Genomic DNA, 16,182 nt, shown 5'->3' on the forward strand with positions numbered 1-16,182 from the left:
TTTTAAATTAAAAAACAAATATGAAAAAGAAACTGGTTGTTTTAACCGGAGCGGGTATTAGTGCGGAAAGTGGTTTAAGTACATTTAGAGATTCCGGAGGTCTATGGGAAAAATATGATATATCAGAAGTAGCCTCTATAAAAGGATGGTTTAAAAATCCTAAACTCGTATTAGATTTCTATAATATGAGAAGATCCGAACTTAAAGATCATCAACCCAATCAGGCACATTATCTGTTAAAAGAACTGGAATCTGAATATAATGTTTATATCATTACTCAAAATGTAGACAATTTTCATGAACGAGCTGGTTCCACTAACATACTTCATCTTCACGGCGAACTTAATAAGGTAAGAAGTGAAACCAATGAATCGCTGGTATATGAAACGCTCGAAGAAATTCAATTAGGCCAGTTGGCAGAAGATGGCGGACAGCTTCGTCCGGATATAGTTTGGTTTGGCGAAGCCGTACCTAAAATGGAAGAAGCAATACAAATTGCTCAAACGGCAGATATTTTTATGGTTATAGGCACGTCACTTCAGGTATATCCTGCTGCATCCTTATTAGATTACGTTCCTGCTTCAGCCCCCATATATGTAATTGATCCGAACTCGTTCGACTCACCTTTAGGTAGAGAAGTTACATTTATTCAGGAGCCTGCCACCAAAGGATTGCAGTCGGTGAAAAGTCTCATGGTTTAAAAAAATTAAACGGTTTTAAATACAAAAACTATAGAATAATATAAATTTTTTATCTTACATGTGTTTAAGAACAAGTAAATAAGCAATTGTATTACAAATTAAAATCAATTTTATCGTTAAAGATTCTTTTTTGATTAATTATTATCGTTACATTTGTTTATAAACCTATGAATTGCAATACATATATGAAAAAGTTCATTTATTCTATAGTCGCTTTAGTTTTATCTACAGTTACATTTGCTGAAAATGTAAAAGATCAGGCTTTAAAAGCAGTAGAAAACCCTGAAATATCTGTTAAATCAGCTAAAATTCCTATGTATGTGCAAATTCTTGTAGGAGAGCATTTAGGTGGAGTGGTTAATTTGAAACGTATATCAAAAGGAGCTTCTATTTTAAAATTGTCAACATTTAATGGTCTTAATGTAGAAATAGCACATAAAAACAACACTATAAAAAAAATTAAATCATCCAAAGAATCAGTACCTGTTCAATTACTAACCTATTTTCCCGGAGAAGTCAGTAATTTAATAACTTCACAATTCACCGGTTGGGAACTAACTGAAATTGCATCAAGTCAGAACGGATACGAAGTAGAATTAAAGAAATTAAAACAAAAAATTCATCTGAAGTTCGATTCCTCAGGTTTCTGTCATTATACGCAGTACAGATAATATATAAGCAGAGATATTGTTATATCAGAAATCTAAGTCACATTATTTTTTAGTAGTTAATTTCTAATATTCTCATAAATAATTGGTTAAATCAGATGTTATAAAAAAGTTTACTTTTCTGTTGTTTTTATTTTTACTAACAGAGCAGTTTGTCTTTGCAAAAAATTTACAGGAAATTCAGGTACCGGTTTCTAAAACCGGTTCAGATTCCTTAATTATAATCAACGGGCAACTTTTAGATAAAGAAACTGTGCTTCCGGTACGTAAAACAGCGAATATCCGTGTATATAATTATTCAGGAGATTTTATTAAAGAAACCAATACGGATAGTACAGGATTATTTAGTTTTAATTTAAAAAAAGGAGATTATTTAATTAAAGTTAAGTTAGACAATTACAAAGAATTTAATGGGAAATTGAAAGTAATTAAATTTAATGCAAATAACTTATTTATAGCTTATCTCACCTCAAACAAAAGTCAAAAAGAAGAAAACTATGACTCAGAAAACGATTCGTCAGTTCTCATAGGAAACATTATAATAACAGCAAAAAAATCTAAGATTATAATGAAAGGAGATACCATTCAGTATGACGCATCTCAATATAAAGTAAGGAAAGGCTCTCTTCTTCAGGAACTTTTAAGAAAAGTGCCGGGGCTCACCATAGATAAAAACGGTAATATTAAAGCTAACGGCAAACCGGTACATAAGATATTAATTGATGGAAGACAGTTTTTTGATAATGACATCCATTTAGCGTTGACCAATTTACCTTCTGATATGGTGAAAAGTATAGAGCTTTATAAAGAATCTTCAGACTTATCTAAAATAACAGGAATAAAAGAAGGTGACGGAAATCAGGTTCTTAATCTTAATGTGAAAGAAGAGTATAAGAACAATCTTTTTGGAAATGTTTCAGCAGGATATGGAAGTGATAAGCATTATAATTATAAAACCCTGCTTAACTATTTAGGAAAAACCACACAAATTTCTTTGTTAGGCGATGCAAATAATACTAATGGAAGTTTAGATGATATTGAGTCTTACTCTGATAATGGAGAAGGAATTATTTCCGAACGGACTATAGGATTAAATGGGACTTATGAAAATAAAAATAAATTAAAAGTTGAAAGCAATCTTCTTTATAATGAAGAAATAAACCGGTTGACCAGTACCGAAAATACCCGGTATTTCTTATCAGACGAAGAAAGAACTTCGCATAACTTCTCCCTGGATAAACAAGAGCAAAAAAATACTTCTTTTGGAATTAATCTTAGTTCGGAATCAAAATCAAATTTAACATTGTTTATGCGCTTATCCGGAAATCATCAGGAAAAAGAAGCAAAGACTTTGTTTGAAAGTCAGACTTTCTCTAATTTAAATAACACTACCCGAGAAAATTCGGAATCTAAAATATCAGGAATAGCCAATGAACTTAGAGGTTCTCTTACACTTGGATGGAAGCTTAACGAAAAAGGCAGGACTTTAAGTCTTTCATTAGACGGTGATTATAATCACGAAAAAGAAGATGGAAATCAAAAATCACAAACTTTTTATGATGCTGATAGCTCAGAAGTAGAAATGGATCAACAGCTTGTTTCCAAAAATCAGACATCAGGATATAATGCAACAATCTCTTATACAGAACCTATCGGAAAAAAAAGTATCTTTATGGCTTCCTATGCTTTTCAAAGAATGGATGTAGAAAGAAATTATAAGGCATTAAACAAAAATGATGAAGGAATATATGCCAGACTTGATTCTGTTTATACAAGAGAATCAGAATCCTATTTCAACAAACAAAACATTCAGCTTAATTTTCAGACAGTATATGATAAATTTGAATATGCTCTTGGAGTTAATGCAGAACCTACAGAATCTGGAAAAAAAATACACATAGGTAGCTATACGATTCAGAAAATGAATCAGAAAATAATTAACTATTCCACCTTTGGAAGATTCCAATATAATCCTAAAAAAAACAAAGTTTTTAAATTCAACTATTTCGGCAATGTTACCCAGCCCGGATTTGAACAGATAACTAAAGATACCACAACTATTAGTCCAACAAACAAAAATTATGGAAATCCCGATCTCAAAGCTACATCATCCAATAATTTTGATTTTGTATATCAAAAAACAAATCTAAATTCCGGAAGATTTTTCTCTATTATCGGGAATCTGAACTATATTTCCAATCAGATAGTAAGTTATACTTTTATAGACAAATTAGGTAATACGGCGAGTACATACAAAAATGTGAATGGTAATTGGGGAGGAAACCTGAATGGCAGCTATAATTTCCCTGTAAAACAAACGGACCTTACACTTGAATTCAGCTTGGGAAGTTCCTATCAGAGACAATTGGCATTTATGAATGACCAAAAAAACATTACAGATGACTATAGTGTTAATTCATCTATATCCATAGATTATAATCCCGGAGACTTATTATTAAATCTTACCGGTTTTTATCAAAATAAAAGAACAGAAAATAATCTGTCGTCAGTTTCAAACCTTAAAATTACTTCCTGGGGAATTACCAATCTCGTACAATGGGATCTTCCATTTGACATACAGTTTCAAAACTATATTAGCTATCTTTACGACCATGGATATTCATCCAATGTTCAAAAAGAAAAAATACTTTGGAATATGGCTATTTCAAAATCATTTTTAAAAGGAGGAAAAGGTGAATTAAGACTACAGCTTTACGATATTCTTAATAAAAGAAACAATATTATGCGCGTAATTAACGGAAATCAGGTTTCAGATATACAGAGTCAGGTTTTAAAACGCTATTTTTTACTAAGTTTTATTTACAGGCTCGGTATCTCAGGCTAATAATCCCATATATTTAATAGCAATCATACAACTGGCTATATTTTTTTGTCTTTGCTTTTAGATCCTATAAATTGTAAAGAATTGATGACTATTTCTGCAGTCGCTTTATTAGTAGCTAAAGGAACATTATGTAAATCACATAACCGAAGCAGCATATTGACATCAGGTTCATGAGGATGTTTACCCAGCGGATCTCTGAAAAAGATCACTAAATCGGTTAGACCGTCCACTACACGGGCGGCAATTTGTGCATCTCCCCCTAAAGGTCCGGACTTAAACTTTTTAACTTCTAGTCCCGCTTCTTCAACAAAAGAACCCGTGGTACCTGTTGCAATTAAATTAACATTATGCTGTTTTAAAACCTTTAAGTGAGACATTAAAAAAGCCACCATATCAGCTTTTCGTCCATCGTGGGCTATTATCGCTATTTCCATTAACGTTTGATATTATTATCTATTCAAAGATAACTAAAAACCTTGTATCCATCTATCAAAATGAGTAATTAATCACTTTTATAGATAAATACTAATGCGTTTCGTAACTTATTTTTTATCTTTGAACAAGTAATAGAAATATTAGTATAATGAATATTATCCTGTTTGATGGAAATGAATATTCTGATTTACTACCTCTGACCTTTACCCGTCCGGTGGCAGAACTCAGAATGGGAATCTTAACCTTTACAGAACGATGGAAAAAAATACTTCAGACTGAAAAAGTTTCCTTTTTGACCCGAAAATATCTATCCGCAAAATATCCGGTTTGTATAGAAGATAACAATTGGTTTATAAATCCGGCTTACTTTCCAAATTTGGAGCTTATACTTTCAATAAAAAATCTGCAAAAAGGAGAATCACTTTTCTCTGAAGGTGAATTGATTGCATCAAATCTTTCCTATGAAGACTTTATATCCGGAAATTTTGGCAGGAAAGTTGAGATAAGCCCCGGGAGTTTTCATATACAGTATCCCTGGGATTTGTTTAGTTATAACAGGCAGGCAATATCCTATGATTTTTCACTGATTACTCAGGGAAGAAATTCCCTTCAGTTATCCGATACTGTTAAAATTATTGGAGATCCTACACGGATTTTTGTTGAAGAAGGAGTGCTCGCAGAGCATGTAATTTTAAACACCCGAGAAGGCGAGATTTACTTAGGTAAAAATGCTGAAATTATGGAAGGTTCCATGATTAGAGGTTCTCTGGTTATGTGTGAAGGAGCTAAAATTCATATGGGCTCTAAAGTGTATGGTGGGACAACTATAGGACCTTATTCCAAAATTGGAGGAGAGGTAAACAATGTTGTTATTACCGGGTACTCCAACAAAGGGCATGAAGGTTTTTTGGGTAATTCCGTATTGGGTGAATGGTGCAATCTTGGGGCAGATACCAATTCTTCCAATATGAAAAATAATTATGCGGAAGTAAAATGCTGGAATTACACGAAACAGGGATTTATTAAAACTGGATTGCAGTTTGCTGGGCTAATTATGGGAGATCATTCCAAAGCGGCTATAAGCACACAGTTTAATACCGGTACCGTAGTAGGTGTTTCTGCCAATATATTTGTTGCAGGTTTTCCTCCGCATCTTATTAAATCTTTTTCATGGGGTGGAAAATCGGAAAGTCCCTTGTTTCAGATAAACAAAGCTTTCGAAGTTGCTGAGCGAGCTATGATGAGGAGAGGAGCGGAGTTAACAGAAACAGATAAGCAGATTTTAACCTATATATATGAGGAACTTATTTAATTTTATACTAAATGTTTAAAATTATTTCGAAAAAATTTAAGAACAGGGCATTTATGTCAAATTTCATACAGTTAAATTTTTTGTAACAAAAAAAAATCATAAATTTGCCCCTTAAAATTAATTATAAAAATTAATAAAAGAATTGAATAGAATGGCTGGAACTTACAATAATGTTCTTGAGTTAATTAACAATACGCCGTTAGTTCGCTTGAATAAAGTAACAGAAGGGATGAAGGGTGAGTTTTTTGCAAAACTCGAATGCTATAATCCCGGACATTCAACTAAAGACAGAATTGCACTTCATATTATTGAGAATGCTGAAAAACAAGGACTGTTACAACCCGGAGCCACAATTGTGGAAACCACTTCCGGTAATACAGGCTTTTCAATTGCCATGGTTAGCATTGTCAAAGGATATAAATGTATTTTAGCCGTTAGTGATAAGACCAAACCTGAAAAGATTTCTTTTTTAAAAGCAATGGGTGCCAAAGTGTATCTTTGCCCTGCGAATGTACCTGCCGATGATCCCAGATCATATTATGAGGTTGCCAAACGCATTGCAGCAGAAACACCGAATTCCATTTATATTAATCAGTACTTTAATAAAGAAAATACAGAATCACATTATTTAACTACCGGACCCGAAATTTGGGATCAGACTCAGGGAAGAATTACTCACCTGATAGGATGTACCGGAACAGGAGGAACGCTTAGCGGTGCCGCTCAGTTTTTAAAAGAAAAAAATCCTGATATTAAGATTATCGGCGTAGATGCCGTAGGCTCAGTGCTGAAAAAATATTTTGAAACAGGAGAGCTGGATCCTAATGAAATTCGACCGTATCAGATAGAAGGTTTAGGTAAAAACCTGATTCCCGAAGCATTAGATTTTTCCGTTATCGATGAATATGTGAAAGTTTCTGACGAGCCTAGTGCTTACGCTACCCGTGAGCTTGCTCTTAAAGAAGCTATGATGGTCGGTTATACCAGTGGAGCCAGCTTAACAGCAGCCCGTCAGATTGCCGATAGTTTCGATGAAAACTCCGTAGTAGTATTAATATTTCCTGACCATGGATCCCGTTATATGACTAAAGTTTTTAGTGATGACTGGATGAAGGCCCAGGGATTCGTAACTAGCCGTTTAAACGGTCTGGAATCTCACGCTACGGTAGAAAAAGTATAACAAATACATTTTAATCAATGGATATTTTTGATAGAATAAAAAACCATCCGGGACCGCTGGAAAAATATGCGGAATATGCGGAAGGAGAATATATTTTCCCAGTTTTAGAAGGCGAAATTAGCCCGAGAATGAAATTCAAAGGGAAAGAAATGATCGTTTGGAGCATCAATGACTATCTAGGATTGGCTAACCATCCTGAAGTTAGAAAAACAGATGCCGAAGGAGCTAAAGATTACGGTATGGCTTATCCTATGGGAGCACGGGCTATGTCGGGACAAACTCCTCAGCATGCCGAACTAGAAAGACAATTAGCTGAGTTTGTTAATAAAGAAGCCGCTTATTTGTTGAATTTCGGATATCAGGGAATGCTTTCCATTATTGATACCATGGTTTCTAAAAATGATGTGATTGTGTATGATGTTGATAGCCATGCCTGTATAGTAGACGGAGTACGTCTTCATTTCGGTAAAAGATTTACCTATCAGCATAACGATATTGCAAGCCTTGAAAAAAACCTTCAAAGAGCAGAAAAAAATGCTTCCGAAAGTGGAGGAGGTGTTTTGGTTATTACCGAAGGAGTCTTTGGTATGCGTGGAGAACAAGGGAAATTAAAAGAAATCATTGAACTTAAAAAGAAATATAATTTCCGTTTATTAGTTGATGATGCTCATGGATTCGGAACCTTAGGTAAAACAGGTGCCGGTGCAGGAGAAGAGCAAGGTTGTCAGGACGGTATTGATATATACTTTTCTACCTTTGCGAAGTCTATGGCCGGAATCGGAGCTTTTGTAGCAGGTGATAAAGAAATCATTAAATATCTTAAATATAACCTTCGTTCACAAATTTTTGCTAAATCATTACCTATGCCTATGGTACTAGGAGCTTTAAAAAGACTGGAATTATTAAAAAATAAACCAGAGCTTAAAGCAAAACTATGGCACAATGTAAATAAACTGCAATCCGGATTAAAAGAAAGAGGATTCAATATAGGAAATACGAATACTTGTGTAACTCCGGTATATTTACAGGGAGATCCTATGGAGGCCACCTTCCTTATTAAAGATTTACGAGAATTTTATGGGATTTTTACCAGTGTAGTAGTATACCCTGTAATTCCTAAAGGAATGATTTTATTACGTTTAATTCCTACAGCTTCTCATTCAGATCAGGATATTGACGAAACTTTAGCTGCTTTTGAAGCGGTTAGAGATAAATTAGTTGACGGAACATATAAAAAACTATCTGAACATATACAGATAGATTAATTATAGAAAAATATATATAAAGAAAAAGCTCCTGAATATCAGGAGCTTTTTCTTTATACATTTTAGAGAATTAAAATCAGACAGTTACCCTATTTAATAAGAGCACTGAATAAAAATTAACGAAAACTTATTCCCGTTGATGTGAATCTATGAAAAGGGTCACCGGACCGTCATTTAGTAAATGTACTTTCATATCTGCTCCAAAAACGCCACATTCTACGGACTGGTTTAGGATTTCTTCTAATTTTGCTTTAAATTGTTCATACATAGAATTAGCAAAATCAGGACCTGAAGCACGTATGTAACTGGGACGGTTGCCTTTTTTAGTGGAAGCAAACAGGGTGAATTGACTGATAAGCAAGAGTTGTCCCTTTACGTCCTGAACAGACAGATTCATAACTCCATACTCATCATTAAAAATTCTCAGATTACTGATTTTCTGCGTCAACCAGATTATATCTTCCTGCGTATCAGAATCTTCAATGCCTAACAGGATTAGTAAACCTTGCTCGATACAGCCTTTTATTTCATTATCAACTTTTACTGATGCTTCGCTTACGCGTTGTATTATAACTCTCATAGTTTGAAAATCTTCTCCGGAAAACAGAAAATAATAGAATGTATTCGTGTTCCGGAGAAAACATATGTATTTTAAAATTAAACAAAAGGCATTTTAACCGTTTGTGCTTTTAATTTTTTATCTCTGATTCCAATAAAAATTTCCGAACCTGCACGGGCATATTCCGGTTTTACGTACGCAATACCGATACCGGATTTTTTTATAGGTGACATCGTTCCGGAAGTAACCTCGCCTATACAAGAACCTTCACTGTTAAATACCTGATACCCATGTCTGGGAATACCTCGATCCAACAACTCAAAACCAACTAGCTTTCTGGAAACTCCGTTATTCTTCTGATTAAGAATTTTTTCTTTTCCTAAAAAATCTCCTTTTCCGGTTTTGGTAATCCATCCCAGGCCTGCTTCAATCGGGGTGGTGTCATCGGAAAGTTCATTGCCGTATAGGCAAAATCCTTTTTCAAGTCTGAGAGTGTCACGGGAGGCCAGTCCACAAGGAATTAAACCTTCATCTTTACCAGCTTCCAAAAGTTTTTCCCATAAGTGTACCGCTTGGGAATTGGGAACATAAAGCTCAAATCCTCCGGCTCCGGTATATCCGGTATTGGATATGCATACCTCATCAATGCCGGCCACCGTTCCGCGGGTAAAATGATAATAGCTGATATCTGCCAGGCGTACACGGGTTAGTTTCTGTAAAATTTGCTGAGCTTTAGGACCTTGTAAAGCCAATAAGCTTATATCATCGCTTAGATTCTGCATTACGGCCCCATCTGTATTATTTTGTGAAATCCAATTCCAGTCTTTCTCAATATTAGAGGCATTCACCACTAAAAAATAGTCATGATCTTTTATTTTATAGACAAGAAGATCATCAACCACTCCTCCATTTTCATTTAAAAGTGTTGAATATTGAATACCACCGTCAATAAGCTGTGAAACATCATTGGACGTGATTTTTTGCAACAAGGGTAAAGCATTTTCTCCTTTGATAGAGAATTCTCCCATGTGAGATACATCAAATAGTCCTGCTTTCTCCCGGACAGCAAAATGCTCAAGAGTAATTCCCGAGTACTGAACCGGCATTTCAAATCCGGCAAAATCAACCATTTTTGCGCCTAAATTAACATGGTTTTGGTTTAATACGGTTTTTTTCATTATAGGTGGGTTTATAGTTCGTTCAATAATTGGGTAATTTCTCTCAGGTTCGGGGCAATAATAATATCCACTCTTCGGTTCATGGCTTTACCTGTAGAGGTTGAATTGTCTGCAATAGGAAGATATTCACCTCTTCCTGAGGCGGTCATTTGGGTGGGAGGAACCCCTTCGGACTGTAGTATTTTAGTTATAGAAGTAGCCCTCATAACGGAAAGATCCCAGTTATCTTTTATATTTCCATTACCGGCATAGCGATCTGAATCCGTATGCCCCTGAATAATAATATTCAAATCCGGATCTGAGGAAAGTACGGAGGATATTTCCTGTAAAGCACGTACACCTTCAGATTCAACGTTCCAGCTGGCGGAAGGAAATAAAAGTTTATTATCCATAGAAACATAAATATAACCTTCTTTTTCTTCCACGGTTATTCCTTTTCCTTCGTATCTTTTTAATGCATTCTGGAGTTTGTTTTTTAAAGTAGATACTCCTTCTTTTTGTTGAGAGATTAAGCCTTCGAGTTCATTGATCCTTCGTATTTTTTCCTGAAGCTGCCCCTGGGTTTGTTCCAGTTCTCCTTGTATTTTTTTTCTCTCTTGTAAAGCTTCCTGGGAGAGCTTCTCATTTTTTAATTTTAGGTTTTCCAGATCTTTGATTTTCGAGTCATATTCTCCTTGAAGCTGATTATATTCTGCATCCAGCTCCGCCTTTTTGCGAGTCAACGCATTTTGCTGTTCCTGAAGAGATTTAAATTGATCTCCCAGGTTTTTTAATGCAATTTCTTTTTCCTCAATCGTAAGCTGGTTTTTTGTTTCGCCCTGTAGGGCGGCATAATATTTTTGTTCCAGTTCTTTATATTTGGATTGAGGTACGCAAGAGGCGGATATAAGAGCTAAGGTAAGTAGTATTCCTGTTCTTTTCATATATGTATTAGTCTATTTTTTGTAAATCAAAGTCAATCCCGACCGGAGCATGATCCGAATGTACGGCCTGGGTAAGTATGTAAGCTCGTTTTAAGGATGATTTTAATGGCTCGGTAACCAGATTATAATCTATTCTCCAGCCTTTGTTATTTTGTCTGGCTGTTTTAACCCGGTAGGTCCACCAGGAATACTGGAAGGGTTCCTGATTAAAAAACCGTAAGCAATCGGTAAGTTTACATGTACTGAAAAAACGGTCGAGCCATTCGCGTTCCTCAGGTAGAAATCCGGATACTTTAGCATTACGTACCGGATCATTTATATCAATAGCGTAATGACAGATATTAAAATCACCATTTATAATGAGATTAGAAAATTCTTTTTCAACTTTTTGTATATACGTAAGAAAATACTCACAAAAGTCCATTTTAAATCCTAAGCGCCCCATGTTGGTGGCCGAGGGAACGTAAACGCTAAGTACGGAAAATTCTTTAAAATTAGCTTGAATAACTCTGCCTTCGGAATCAAATTCCTGCTGGTCACATCCATATTTTACTGACAGGGGTTTTTCTTTAGATAAAATAGCAACCCCGCTGTATCCTTTTTTTTCGGCAGGAAACCAATAGCTATAATATCCTAAATCTTTAAAAACTGTAGTGTCAAACTGTTCCGGGGTTGCTTTTACTTCCTGCAGGCAAAGAATATCTGGATTAGCAGATTTCAGCCATCCTAAAAAATCTTTATTTATGGCTGCACGCAAGCCGTTTACATTATAACTCAATAATTTCATATAGCAAAAATAGTTTTTTTTATTCTTGTATCAGATAAAGTGATATGAATAATAAATAGTTTTTGTAGGTATAAAAACTAATTTTTTAATTATCAATGCATAACACAAATAACGCTCCATGAAAATTAAAGAATTTGCTGGAACTTAAAATTATATCCGTTTTTGGGTAAAAAATTTTTAATACTATTGCAAATAATAGTTAAAACTTAAAATAAATGTTACAGGATAAATTAACTCAATTATGGGTAAGATGCACAGGTAAAAAAATAGATCCGGATAAACACAGTTGGATAATAGGACCTTTGGGAGAGGAGAATGTTATTAGTGATCAGTATTTGAAAAGAATGGCAGAACAGGATCAACTTAAAGTTATAGTTAATGAAAAGAATTCAGGATTGCTTGATGATTGGGATCGTTTTGATTTATCTTTAGATGAAAAGAAAAAATTAAATCTGAAGGTAAAGAAATTCTATGAAAATACATCAGAGTATGATTTTGAAGTCTGGAGTGAATGGAAAGGTGTTTTCAAGCCGTTGGGATATTTGTTAACCGTTATATTCAGTAAAAGGTTACAACAGCTTAATATTCCTGTAAGTTCTTTAGTAATGTCTAAAGGTTTGAAAAGTAAAATTATAAAACTTAAAAAAGGCGAACATACTGTTTGGACTATTTGGTATAGAAAAATAAAAAGTACGGGAGATGTTATATATTCGGGTATTTATACGACCACATGGATGCCTCACTTTCAAAGAAATTTGCTTAAGGTTGTTTTTCCGTTACCTAATGGAAATGCTTCGGTTATTATGACGAAGAAAATTCTTGAAGACGGTTCACTACTTTTAAGTAGTGATGGTAAAAAATTTGGAGAAAACGGTTTTTATTTCTACGTTACTGATAATAAAGGTAATCATTGGGCTAAGTTTGTTAAAGCCCTCCATGAATGGATTAGAGTCTATGTTGATGAAGAAGATATTCTCCGCACGGATCATAATTTTAAATTTTTTGGCATAAATTTTTTAAATCTTCATTATAAAATATATAAAAAAAATACCCATAAAACAGTCTGATTATCGCAGTTCTTCCAGTAGTTGAATGATAGGCGTAAAGGAGATATCCTTTATTAATTCAAAAAAATCAATAGGCGATTCATGAGGTAAAAAATCTGAAATAACCCGTATAATAAAATCCTGAGGTCTTTTCAGGTACATAAAAGTATAATCTTCCATGTTAATTAATGTTCCTACCGGAATATCCGTAGTTGTTATAAACCTGTCGGAAGTAAGAGAAGAAAGGCAGGGTAGATGGGTTTTTGAGGTGGTAAGCCTCAGTTTACCGTTTTCAAAAAGTTCTCCCTGAAAACCATATAAAGAAGAAGCGGTAACTTCAACCGGCATTCCCTTTTTTAGTTCTTCGGGCATGGTATTTTCATTTCCTGTTACAGCGGTAAAACCTACGAGTATGTCCAGGTCAGAATCCGGTTTGCTCATCATCGCTTTTGCTATTTTTTCTCTTCCAATACCGGTTTTCGTACAATGATAAGTATGAAACAATGTAGGGAATTCTCGAAATGCTTCCTCTATTTTATTTTGTTCTTCCAACATTGGAGTAAACAGGTTTATTTTCATAGCTTATGAGGGGTTTAAAAAGTTAAAGTAATTTCTTAATAGGGTAGAATTATCACAGTGTTTGGTATTTATTTCAAGTAATTTCGGACTTGAGGATTTTTCAAAAAAGGTAGCAAGGTAGCTGCTAAGTTCATCTGAGCTGCTAACTTCTTTGTATTCCAGTTGATATTCTTCGGCCAGAAGTTTAGCCTTACGATGGTGTCGGGTAACAAAATATTCATCTAAAGCATCCGTAGAATCCGGTCCCGGAATTATTTTAAATATATCACCTCCTCCGTTATTTAAAAGAATGATCCTGAAGTCTGAAGGTAAATATTTGTTCCATAAAGCATTAGAATCGTAAAAGAAACCAACATCTCCGGTAATCAGTACGGTAGGATTACTATCAGCAACAGCAAAGCCTACAGCAGTAGAAGTGGAACCATCAATACCGCTGGCTCCCCGGTTACAAAAAATTTTATTTTGTTTATTAAAATTAAATAGTTGTGTATAACGAATCATTGAGCTGTTAGACACCTGTAGATTATAGTAATCGGGCAAATATTTATTAATCGTGTGTACAGCCTGTAAATCTGAATAAGTAAGATTTTCTATAAACCGTTGGTGTTTTCTTTCTTTTATTCTTTTTATCTCTTTCCATTTGCTGGAATAATCGGAAGTCTTTTGCGGAACTTGGATAAGTTCCGTTAAAAAGGAAATGGGCTGATCTTCAATTTTTTCTGTTAAAGAAAAGTAGGTGTCCGGATGCCAGAAAGAATCCAGATGCCAGTGTGCTTTAAGCTTGGAATTTCGTAAGAAAACTTTTATTTTTTTAGAAACAACATTTTGTCCTATGGTGAGAAGTAAATCGGGTTTATACTCATCCATTTTTTCTTCTCCAAAGGGGAAAACGTATCTGTCTATATTAGGGTAAAATTCCGGAGAATTCAGATTAGAAGTTATTTCCGTGAGTATAATCGTATCCTGGCGCTTTGCAAGTTCTTCCAAAAGTTTACTGAAGTAAGGATCCGGTGGCTGCATACCAACCAATACCATTTTTTTATCGTATTGATTCCATTGGGACAAAAGGGGCTGCCAGGTTTCTGAATTAAATTTTTTTTCAGGCTGCGCCAACTGTTCAATGGTGATACCTAAACTATCGGTCTGTTCGTATAAAGGTTCTGAGAATGGAAAATTGATATGGACTGGTCCTGATTGTAAAATAGCTGTCTGAACCGCTTTTTTTATAGTTAAGAAATTGTCAGTTACATCCTGATCTTCTTCGGATTCAGAAATTTGAAAAGAACCATAAATATGATTTTTATAAATATCTTTTTGTCGTATGGTCTGTCCGTCAAAAATATCCACAAAATTTTCGGGTCTGTCTGCAGTAATAACCAACAAAGGTACATTTTGATAAAATGCTTCGATAATAGCCGGATAATAATTGGCAGAGGCTGTGCCGCTGGTACAGCAAATAGCCACAGGTTTTCTTTTCGACTGGGCCATACCCAAAGCAAAAAAAGCCGCCGAACGCTCATCTGTTATACTGTAGCATTTATATTCGGAATGCTGCGAAAAATGAATGGTTAAAGGTGCATTTCGTGAACCCGGAGAAATTACCATATCAGTAATTCCATATCGATAAAGCATTTCTCCTAAAATCTGAACGGCTAATTTTTTGCTATACATGCTTTCAAATAAGAAAGAGATTAAACTGTTTGTTAATCTCTTTGTATTTTATATTTTGTTAGGTAATTTTTTAATAGGTAAGCATTCCTCCATTGACATTGAGAACGTGTCCGGTAACATATCCGGATAAATCACTGGCTAGATAAAGACAAGCATTGGCAATGTCTTCGGGCGTACCTCCTCTTTTAAGGGGAATGTTATTTCTCCATTCCTGAACTGTCTTTTCATCAAGCACCTCTGTCATTTCTGTTTCAATAAATCCGGGAGCAACCACATTGCAACGTATATTTCTGGAACCTAATTCTAAAGCAATAGATTTTGAGAAACCAATAATTCCTGCTTTACTTGCTGCATAGTTGGACTGGCCTGCATTCCCTTTAACACCTACTACTGAACTCATATTAATGATTGAACCTGATTTTTGTTTCATCATGGGTTTAGTTGCAGCCTTAGTCAGGTTAAATACAGAATTAAGATTTACCCGAATAACTTCTTCCCAGTCTTCTTTTGTCATTCGAAGTATAAGATTATCTTTAGTTATTCCGGCATTATTTACAACAATATCTAAAGTTCCAAAGTCAGTCAAAACCTGCTCTACCAAATTTTGTGCTGCATCATAATCAGATGCATCGGATTGATATCCTTTAATTTTTACCAGTGAAGAAAGCTCTTTTTCCAGTTCCTCTGCTTTAGAGGCTGATGATGCATATGTAAAAGCTATATTGGCCCCTTGTTGAGCAAATATTTGTGCAATACCTTTACCTATACCTCGGGTAGCGCCTGTTATAATCGCTGTTTTTCCTTCAAGTAATTTCATGTTACTAATATTTATTTCGTGTCAAATATACAGTTTTTGTAAAAAACGGACACAAGGATTATTCAATTTTAAGCTTTATTTATTAGCTAAATTAGTTGTAATGTATTAATTTGAAATACTTTTTAATATTTTTTTTATAATTAAAATATTAATATACTTAAATTTTATTAAGTTAATTTTTTTGTGTCAAAAGTTGAGTTTTAAATTTTTAAAACG

At 34.5% G+C, this 16,182-nt stretch carries 15 protein-coding genes; 7 read left to right on the forward strand and 8 right to left on the reverse strand.

Features of this window, described 5'->3' with window-relative positions:
* Positions 1-20 precede the first annotated feature (20 nt).
* The 3 genes from EOV51_RS07575 (at position 21) to EOV51_RS07585 (ending at position 4,214) form a co-directional block, all read left to right on the forward strand.
* Complete coding sequence (locus EOV51_RS07575) at positions 21-701, forward strand: SIR2 family NAD-dependent protein deacylase (RefSeq protein WP_128151477.1); 681 nt, start codon at positions 21-23, stop codon at positions 699-701.
* A 185-nt stretch (positions 702-886) separates the two neighbouring features.
* Positions 887-1,372: a hypothetical protein gene (locus tag EOV51_RS07580; protein ID WP_128151479.1), complete on the forward strand. Its 486-nt coding sequence runs from the start codon at positions 887-889 to the stop codon at positions 1,370-1,372.
* Between the two features lie 121 nt (positions 1,373-1,493).
* The gene (locus EOV51_RS07585) at positions 1,494-4,214 is read left to right on the forward strand and encodes a TonB-dependent receptor (protein ID WP_128151481.1); all 2,721 of its coding nucleotides are present in this window, start codon (positions 1,494-1,496) and stop codon (positions 4,212-4,214) included.
* Positions 4,215-4,249: 35 nt separating this feature from the next.
* On the opposite strand, the gene EOV51_RS07590 is transcribed toward EOV51_RS07585, so the two are convergent.
* Positions 4,250-4,648, reverse strand: coding sequence for a methylglyoxal synthase (locus EOV51_RS07590; protein WP_128151483.1), 399 nt, complete (start codon positions 4,646-4,648; stop codon positions 4,250-4,252).
* 149 nt (positions 4,649-4,797) lie between these two features.
* Here EOV51_RS07590 and EOV51_RS07595 point away from each other — a divergent pair, with 149 nt between their 5' ends.
* From EOV51_RS07595 to EOV51_RS07605, 3 genes are all read left to right on the forward strand, one after another.
* The gene (locus EOV51_RS07595; protein WP_128151485.1) at positions 4,798-5,961 is read left to right on the forward strand and encodes a GlmU family protein; all 1,164 of its coding nucleotides are present in this window, start codon (positions 4,798-4,800) and stop codon (positions 5,959-5,961) included.
* Positions 5,962-6,112: 151 nt separating this feature from the next.
* Complete coding sequence (locus EOV51_RS07600; protein WP_128151487.1) at positions 6,113-7,141, forward strand: PLP-dependent cysteine synthase family protein; 1,029 nt, start codon at positions 6,113-6,115, stop codon at positions 7,139-7,141.
* Between the two features lie 17 nt (positions 7,142-7,158).
* Positions 7,159-8,406, forward strand: a complete 1,248-nt coding sequence (locus tag EOV51_RS07605; protein WP_128151489.1) for an aminotransferase class I/II-fold pyridoxal phosphate-dependent enzyme — start codon at positions 7,159-7,161, stop codon at positions 8,404-8,406.
* A gap of 127 nt (positions 8,407-8,533) precedes the next feature.
* On the opposite strand, the gene dtd is transcribed toward EOV51_RS07605, so the two are convergent.
* The 4 genes from dtd to EOV51_RS07625 form a co-directional block, all read right to left on the reverse strand.
* Positions 8,534-8,986: a D-aminoacyl-tRNA deacylase gene (gene dtd / locus EOV51_RS07610; protein WP_128151491.1), complete on the reverse strand. Its 453-nt coding sequence runs from the start codon at positions 8,984-8,986 to the stop codon at positions 8,534-8,536.
* A 77-nt stretch (positions 8,987-9,063) separates the two neighbouring features.
* Entirely contained in the window at positions 9,064-10,143 is a 1,080-nt protein-coding gene (gcvT, locus tag EOV51_RS07615) for a glycine cleavage system aminomethyltransferase GcvT (RefSeq protein WP_128151493.1), read from the reverse strand.
* Between the two features lie 11 nt (positions 10,144-10,154).
* A complete protein-coding gene (locus EOV51_RS07620) occupies positions 10,155-11,066 on the reverse strand; it encodes an OmpA family protein (protein ID WP_128151495.1) in 912 nt (303 codons plus the stop codon).
* Between the two features lie 7 nt (positions 11,067-11,073).
* Positions 11,074-11,853, reverse strand: a complete 780-nt coding sequence (locus tag EOV51_RS07625; RefSeq protein WP_128151497.1) for an exodeoxyribonuclease III — start codon at positions 11,851-11,853, stop codon at positions 11,074-11,076.
* A 215-nt stretch (positions 11,854-12,068) separates the two neighbouring features.
* On the opposite strand from EOV51_RS07625, the gene EOV51_RS07630 reads away from it, so the two are divergent.
* Positions 12,069-12,920 (forward strand): hypothetical protein, encoded by an 852-nt coding sequence (locus tag EOV51_RS07630; protein ID WP_128151499.1) that lies wholly within the window; start codon positions 12,069-12,071, stop codon positions 12,918-12,920.
* Here EOV51_RS07630 and EOV51_RS07635 read toward each other — a convergent pair whose 3' ends face one another.
* The 3 genes from EOV51_RS07635 to fabG form a co-directional block, all read right to left on the reverse strand.
* The gene (locus EOV51_RS07635; RefSeq protein ID WP_128151500.1) at positions 12,921-13,478 is read right to left on the reverse strand and encodes a hypothetical protein; all 558 of its coding nucleotides are present in this window, start codon (positions 13,476-13,478) and stop codon (positions 12,921-12,923) included. It lies immediately after the preceding gene.
* Positions 13,479-13,481: 3 nt separating this feature from the next.
* The gene (gene menD, locus EOV51_RS07640; RefSeq protein ID WP_128151502.1) at positions 13,482-15,149 is read right to left on the reverse strand and encodes a 2-succinyl-5-enolpyruvyl-6-hydroxy-3-cyclohexene-1-carboxylic-acid synthase; all 1,668 of its coding nucleotides are present in this window, start codon (positions 15,147-15,149) and stop codon (positions 13,482-13,484) included.
* 70 nt (positions 15,150-15,219) lie between these two features.
* Complete coding sequence (gene fabG / locus EOV51_RS07645) at positions 15,220-15,966, reverse strand: 3-oxoacyl-[acyl-carrier-protein] reductase (RefSeq protein WP_128151505.1); 747 nt, start codon at positions 15,964-15,966, stop codon at positions 15,220-15,222.
* Between the last annotated feature and the right edge of the window lie 216 nt (positions 15,967-16,182).

It is taken from the genome of Apibacter raozihei, assembly GCF_004014855.1.
GTDB lineage: Bacteria > Bacteroidota > Bacteroidia > Flavobacteriales > Weeksellaceae > Apibacter > Apibacter raozihei.